The 6523-nt window shown below is 60.5% G+C and carries 6 protein-coding genes; all 6 read left to right on the plus strand.

Going from position 1 to position 6523, the window contains the following annotated elements:
• Nucleotides 1-1317 (plus strand): TonB-dependent receptor domain-containing protein (locus tag AUC71_RS19310; protein WP_158007745.1); only part of this gene is annotated, 1317 nt, incomplete at its 5' end.
• A gap of 786 nt (nucleotides 1318-2103) precedes the next feature.
• Nucleotides 2104-2346, plus strand: a complete 243-nt coding sequence (locus AUC71_RS19315) for a hypothetical protein (protein WP_158007746.1) — start codon at nucleotides 2104-2106, stop codon at nucleotides 2344-2346.
• 21 nt (nucleotides 2347-2367) lie between these two features.
• On the plus strand, nucleotides 2368-3855 hold the full coding sequence (locus AUC71_RS21915; protein ID WP_069623744.1) for a TonB-dependent receptor domain-containing protein: 1488 nt from the start codon (nucleotides 2368-2370) through the stop codon (nucleotides 3853-3855).
• On the plus strand, nucleotides 3852-4460 hold the full coding sequence (locus tag AUC71_RS21920) for a TonB-dependent receptor domain-containing protein (protein WP_069623745.1): 609 nt from the start codon (nucleotides 3852-3854) through the stop codon (nucleotides 4458-4460). Before AUC71_RS21915 ends, AUC71_RS21920 begins: the two co-directional genes overlap by 4 nt.
• Before the next feature lie 234 nt (nucleotides 4461-4694).
• Nucleotides 4695-4949 (plus strand): hypothetical protein, encoded by a 255-nt coding sequence (locus AUC71_RS07350; RefSeq protein ID WP_069623746.1) that lies wholly within the window; start codon nucleotides 4695-4697, stop codon nucleotides 4947-4949.
• A gap of 521 nt (nucleotides 4950-5470) precedes the next feature.
• A partial coding sequence (locus tag AUC71_RS07355; protein WP_244500843.1) for a HAMP domain-containing protein occupies nucleotides 5471-6523 on the plus strand: 1053 nt, incomplete at its 3' end.

Raw genomic sequence — 6523 nt, forward strand, 5'->3', positions numbered from 1 at the left:
TTCATCGCCGGCGATGAAGTCTTCATTCCGGAAGGCGTGATGGAAGGCCGGCTGCGCGAGTACAACAATTTCGGCACGGAACTCCGCACAGAGCTGGCCAACCGGCAATTCCTTTTCGGCCTGTCGCAAGACCTGCAGATGGGAATTCGGTACGAGTACAATCAATTTAACGACCAGAACATCCTCGGCCAGCAGGGACGTATTCTCGATGGCTTCGACACGAACGGCCTCACCTTCTTCAATCGGAAGCACGAGGCGGACGCCTTCTCTGCGTTTTTGCAAACCGACATTTCCGTCACCGACAATCTGAACGTGGTGCCGGGAGCGCGTGTCGATCACTACCGCATCACCCGCGAAACTCTGGCGCTTCCCGGGGAGGACGACGAGGAGTTTGACGAGTGCCCGGGAGGTGCATTCGGCGGCGAAGAGTGCGTCATCATCGAGGACTTCAACGGCAATCCCTTCACCGAGTCGTTCGAGAAGACCCATGTCCTGCCCGGTGTTGCCTTCGCCTATGGTTTTGGCCGCAAGGATGCCCAAAGCACTTTCGGTTCGAAGTCGCTAGGGCCGGTGACCATGGAGAAGCCCACGTTCAGCAACACCCTCTATGGCGGCTATCATCGTGGTCTGACCATGGGTGTCCTGCGCGAGGCGGCCTTCCCGCCAGGGGACGAGCTCGGCAACAACTTCCAGCTCGGTGTCCGGTCGACGGCGATGAAAGGCTTAACGTTCGACGTTGCTGGTTTCCACCAGCGCATTGATGACTATCAGATCAAGGGGGCCACGACGACCGCGGGCGGCATAAACGTCTACTCGCTGATCGATGAGGTCCACAACACCGGCTTCGAGGCCTATTCCCGCCTCGACTCGCGGCCCTACACCGGCTGGTCGTTGAACCCCTACCTCGAGGGCAGCTACACGCTGACCGACAACAAGATCGAGGAGGGCTTCAACGAGGACGGCGAATCGGTGGCCGGCAATTTCGTACCTGAGGTGCCGCGCGAGTTCGCTTATCTCACTGTCGGTATCGAGAGCATGTCGGGCTGGAACGCGAGTGTGAGCTGGACCTATCGTGGAGCCTTCTTCACGGACGAGGACAACACGCCCTTTGGCGGCGATCCCGAGGGTGAGAATGGCGAGGTGCCGGGTGTTTGGCTGCTCTCGGCCCGCGCGAACTACACGATCCCCGACACGAATTTCGCTTTGTTCGTCTCGGGCCAAAACCTGACGGATGAACTCTACATCACGGACCGGGAGGACGGCGTGAAGCCCGGCCTCGGCCGCACCCTCATGGCGGGTGCCCGGGTCAAGTGGTGAACGGCGCTAGAGCCGGCATAGGCAGATAGCCGGGGGCGGACAGCACTCCGCCCCGCCGATAACGGAAACCCCCTCGGGGCGTCCGCGGAAGTCTCGGGAGACACGGTTCTCTCCGTCAATCTTTGGTGGAGAGTGCCAAGTTTTCCCGTGACTTTTGCATGGCGTCCCGCAAGCTCTTGTTTACTATTTTCCTTGGGGCAACGATTAGCGGGGATTCGCGAAGAGTTTCGGGGGCAAGCGTCTACTCTCTCCACCTAAGTGGACCGAGCTCAGTCCGGCTCTTCGGGTTCCTTCCGCTGACAAAAAGCAATCGTCCCGCGAAAAGCAGGGAAGATGCCCTTGCGCAGGCAAGGGTCAGAGGACTGGGGGGTCTGATATGAAGAAGCGCTTGTTCGGCGGCGCACTCGCGCTCGGTGTGGCCTTTTTTGCACCCGGCGAAGCTTATTCACAATCGAACGAAAATGAGCCGGCAGCCGAGGGCGCCGCGGCCACGGCGACGGAGCAGCCCGCCGGCGGCGAACCGCCGGAAGGCGAGGTTCCTCCCGTCGAGGTCATTCAGCCGAAGCCGGAGCCCACGCCGGCGCCCGTCGAAGCGGAAGCCCGTCCCGAGCCGCGACCGCGGCCCCGCCCGGCGCCGCAGCCGGTCGTGAGCGCGCCGCCTCCGCCTCCGCCACCCGTTGCCGACTTGCCGCCTCTCGAGCCTGAAATCGTTCTCCCCAGCATCATCACGCAGCCGGTGCCTGGCTACTATGGCCGCCGGGTGGCGAGGCTGCCTATGAACGGGCAATGGATTCGCCCCAATCGCCCATCAACCCTGTCAGTGGCATCATACCAGGCGATTTGCAGGACTTCTCGAGCGCGGCCAGCCGAGTGACGCGGCAGCAGATCGACGAGCAGGATCCACTGAACACCAACGATATTCTGACGCGCGTACCGGGCGCAACATCGTCGCCGACGACGGCTTGGCCCGTCACGGCGGTATCGGCGTTCGTGGTTCGCCTCCCCGGCGCTCCCGCAAGGTGCTCGTGATGGAGACGGCGTCCCATCAATATGAGCTTGTGGACCGACCCATCCACGCACTATGTACCGCCGCCGGAGCGTCTCGAGGCGGTTGAAGTGGTGCGCGGGTCGGTGATCTACGGCCCGAACAACAATTTCGGTGCGATCAACTTCCGCAATTTCCAGCCGTTCGGCCCGAACGAAACGGTGGTCTCGGGTGAAGGCGGCGTGGTATCGACGGATGGCCCCAGCTTCGGTGACGATGGCTCGGCGGCCAAGTGGCATGTGCACAACCGGCTGACGTCGGGCAACTGGGGCACCGTCGTGTCCTATACCGGCGCCAATGCGCAAGGCGCCTGGGATACCGAGCGGCTGCGCTACAACGATTTCTATGCGGCGCTAGGTTGGAAGGGCGTCAAGTCGGATTTCACGGCGTCGGCGGTCTATTTCCGCCAGCGTGACAACTACGACGAGGCCAACCTCGAACTCGAAGACGATGATGACGACGAGGAGGAGGAAGGCGATCTGGCCGAGGACGAAGAGCTTGAGGAGGAAGAGGAAGAGCTCGGCTTCGCGAACGCCGAAGAGGCCTTCAACTTCTTCAAGCACTGCAAGAGCTGCTTCAACCCAGGCTCGATCTACAACACCTACAATGCCGACGTGGTGCTGCTGCAGGGCGTCTATAACTACTATTTTGACGCCGATACGACACTGAACTACCGAATCTATGGGCAACACCATAGGCGCGACCGTTATCAAAACTTCGAGGGAGCGAACCCCGCAAACGCCGAGGACGATTTCAGCGCGCTCTTCGTTGGTGACGACGTTGTCATCCCGGAAGGCGTGATGCTCGGTCGCCTCCGTACCTACAATTTCGTGGGCACGGCGCTACAGACCGAGTTCGCCAACCGTCCGTTCTTCTTCGGTCTTACGCAGGACATCCAGGCGGGCGTTCGCTACGAGCACCATAAATTCTTCAATGCCAACTTCTTCGGCGAACAGGGGGAGATCCTGGAGGACGGAGATGACCAGGGCACTTACGTCTTCAACGTGGACACCAAGGCGGATGCCTGGTCTTTCTTCTTGCAGAGTTCTATTCCGGTCACGGAAGCGCTGAGCATCGTGCCGGGGGCACGTATCGATCACTACCGCATTTCACGCGATGTCCTGGTTAGCTCCGAGGAGGAGGGCGAGGGCGAGGAACTCGAGGAATGTGTGATCGATGGCCGGGAGTTCTTCGAGGGCGAGGAGTGCGTGGAGTTCGAGGTCGACCGGGGTGGATTCAGTGAATCCTTCACCGAGACGCACGTGCTGCCCGGGATTGGCTTCTCGTGGGGATTGTTCGGCAAGCAGACTGTCTCAGCGGGTTCGAAATCCTTGGAGCCGGCTAAGACCAGCTATCACACCACGATGTATGGCGGGTACAACCGCGGTCTGACCATGAACGTGTTGCGTGAGTCGAACGTCCGCTTCCCGCCGCCCAGCGAGCTCGGCGACAACTATCAGTCGGCGTTCGCTCGACAGGGATCAAAGGCGTGACGTTTGACGTCGCTGGCTTCTACAAGTTGATCCAGGATTTCCAGATCAAGGGCTCGCAGACCGACGCGGCCGGCAATAACGTCTACACCAATATCGATGAGGTCGAGATTCCCGGTGTCGAAATGTATGCACGCCTCGACACGAGGCCCTTTATCGGCGGGGATCTCAATCCATTCCTTGAGGGGACTTTCACCTACAACGACGGCACCATCTCGGAGGGCATCGATGAGGACGGCACTTCGCTCGTAGGTAATCTCATCCCGGAGGTGTCGCAGGAGGTGGCCTATTTGACCGCCGGCATCGAGAGTGTGAAGGGGTGGAACGCCAGCGTGAGTTGGGTCTATCGTGGAGAGTTCTTCACCGACGAACAGAACACGCCGTTCAAGGGCGATCCGGAGGGTGAGAACGGCTTGGTGCCGAGCGTGTGGACACTCAACGCGCGGGCGAACTACACGGTGCCCCAGAGCTTGATGCCCCACGCCGATCTGGTGCTCTATGTCTCAGGTCAGAACCTCACCGACGAGTTGTATATCGTCGATCGTGAGGACGGCGTGAAGCCTGGCCTCGGCCGCACTGTCATGGCGGGTGCCAGGATGAAGTGGTGATTACGTTTCAGATTTTATCGTGAGGCCATTCGAGGGGCGGAGCGTTCATATCGTTCCGCCCTGATTTTTCTCCTGTTCGCTAAGAGATGCCCCAAATCTTCCAGGCAAAAATATTGCCATTCATTCCGTCCCGATTTTCCTACATACGACCTGTCTCATTGGCTAAGTTTCCTGCCAGGGAAACGCTCGGTGGGTGCGTCTCGTTTTATCTCTTTAACGAAGGAGACTAACCCAATGAACAAACTTGCTATCGCGACTGCGGCATTGGCGTTCGCTGTCTCGCCGGCATTCGCCGACGACGATCCGACGGACGACGAGGTCGCAAAGATCAAAGAGGCCGTAGCGGCCTGGGGCTGCGAAGGCGGCACCTACGAGAAAGAAACCGAAGGTACCGGCGTTTTCGAGGCCGAGGACGTGAAGTGCAAGGCCGGCCAGTACGATTTCCGGCTGGACAAGGATTTCAAGGTCTTCGTGATCACGGCCGACTAACGCTAACGTCGATTATCGCTCCGGAACAGGGATCTGGGCAGGAAGATCCAGCCGCTCGCGAACCGGTGTTGGCAAGGGGGTGCAGCATGACCTGCACCCCCTTTGCTTTTGCTCGCTCCCTGATGGCTCTCGGGCCTATTTCGGCGCGGGAAGTTTGTTTGCCCAAGTTTCCCATCTGGGCTACCTAATATCCCCATTTTAGAGCCGTCTCGAACCATGCCGAAGCCCGGGAAAAATCGCGTGTGGCGGATCGCCAAAATGCTCAGCCCGAGCACCCTGTGGCATGGTCGATCGGTACGGACGCAGCTTCTGGTTGCTATCGGCGCCGTGAATCTTCTGGCGGCCGTGGTCGCGGGCGCATCTGGATTCTCAATACGCGTTCGGCCACCCACGCCGAGATCGAATCCTCGCTCGGGATCGCCCAGGGATTCGCGCAAGCGACCATCCGGGATTTGGCGAGCCGAGGTCGGCTTGATCAACTGTCCGAGACGTTACCGCAAGAACTCAGAAGCTTGCGGCATGTGCGCCTCCTGCTGATGGTGGACGGCAAGCTCAACATGATGGCGCCGATCTCGGTTCATGGCGAGCACGTCTCCCGCTGGGCGCCAAAATGGTTTGCCGCGTTGGTCGGTCCGAATCTATCGGGCCGTTCGATCCGGGTGGTTTCCGCAAGCCGCGCGGATCCAGTCATCATCATCGGTGAGCCGGCCGACGAGATCGCCGAGGCGTGGCGTGACTTTGCCTCGCTGGCCGTCATTTGGCTCACGCTCAATTTCGCGGTGCTCGTCATTCTCTACATGGTGCTGGGACGCGTGTTGCATCCGCTCGCAAGCCTTGCCCGCGGTATGCAGAGCCTCAAGGGCGGCCGCTATGCTACCCGCCTCAAGCCCTCGCGGGTCAAGGAGATCGCCCTCATCACCGACCGCTTCAACGGGCTCGCGGGCAATCTCGACGGCGCGCGCGAGGAGAACAGCCAGCTCTATCGCCAGCTCATTTCCACGCAAGAGCAGGTGCGGCGCGAGATCGCTCATGAGCTACACGACGAGGCCGGAGCCTGCCTGTTTGGCATTGCCGCAAACGCGTCGTCGATCAGGACATTCTCCGATCGGTTGGACGGTCCGCCCGGCGCCGAGATTGGCGAGCATGTCGGCGAGATTATGAACGGCACGGATCGTTTGAAAGCGATGAACCGGTCTATCCTCAAACAGCTTAGGCCGGGACCCATAGGACAGGTCTCGCTTACGCAACTCATCAAAGAGCTTCTCAGTGGGCTTCAACGAAGCCACCGCGAGACGCAAATTCTGGCAACGGTCAGCGACCTCGCCAAGTCCTACGGTGAGGGTTGCGACCTCACGCTCTATCGATGCATCCAGGAAGGCGTGACTGCGGCCGTCCGCAAGGGCCGAGCCAAGACCGTGTACGTGGATGTCTGCGAGCACAAGACGGCAGGCCGCGGCGCCCGAAAGCAGGTTCGCAAGTCCTTGCGTGCCACTCTGCGCTTTGACGGCAGCGGACTCTCCGCCTCGAAGCCAAAGGACCTGACATTTGCCACCATAGCGGAGCGGGCGCGGGCC

The organism is Methyloceanibacter marginalis, from assembly GCF_001723295.1.
In the GTDB taxonomy this organism is placed as follows: domain Bacteria; phylum Pseudomonadota; class Alphaproteobacteria; order Rhizobiales; family Methyloligellaceae; genus Methyloceanibacter; species Methyloceanibacter marginalis.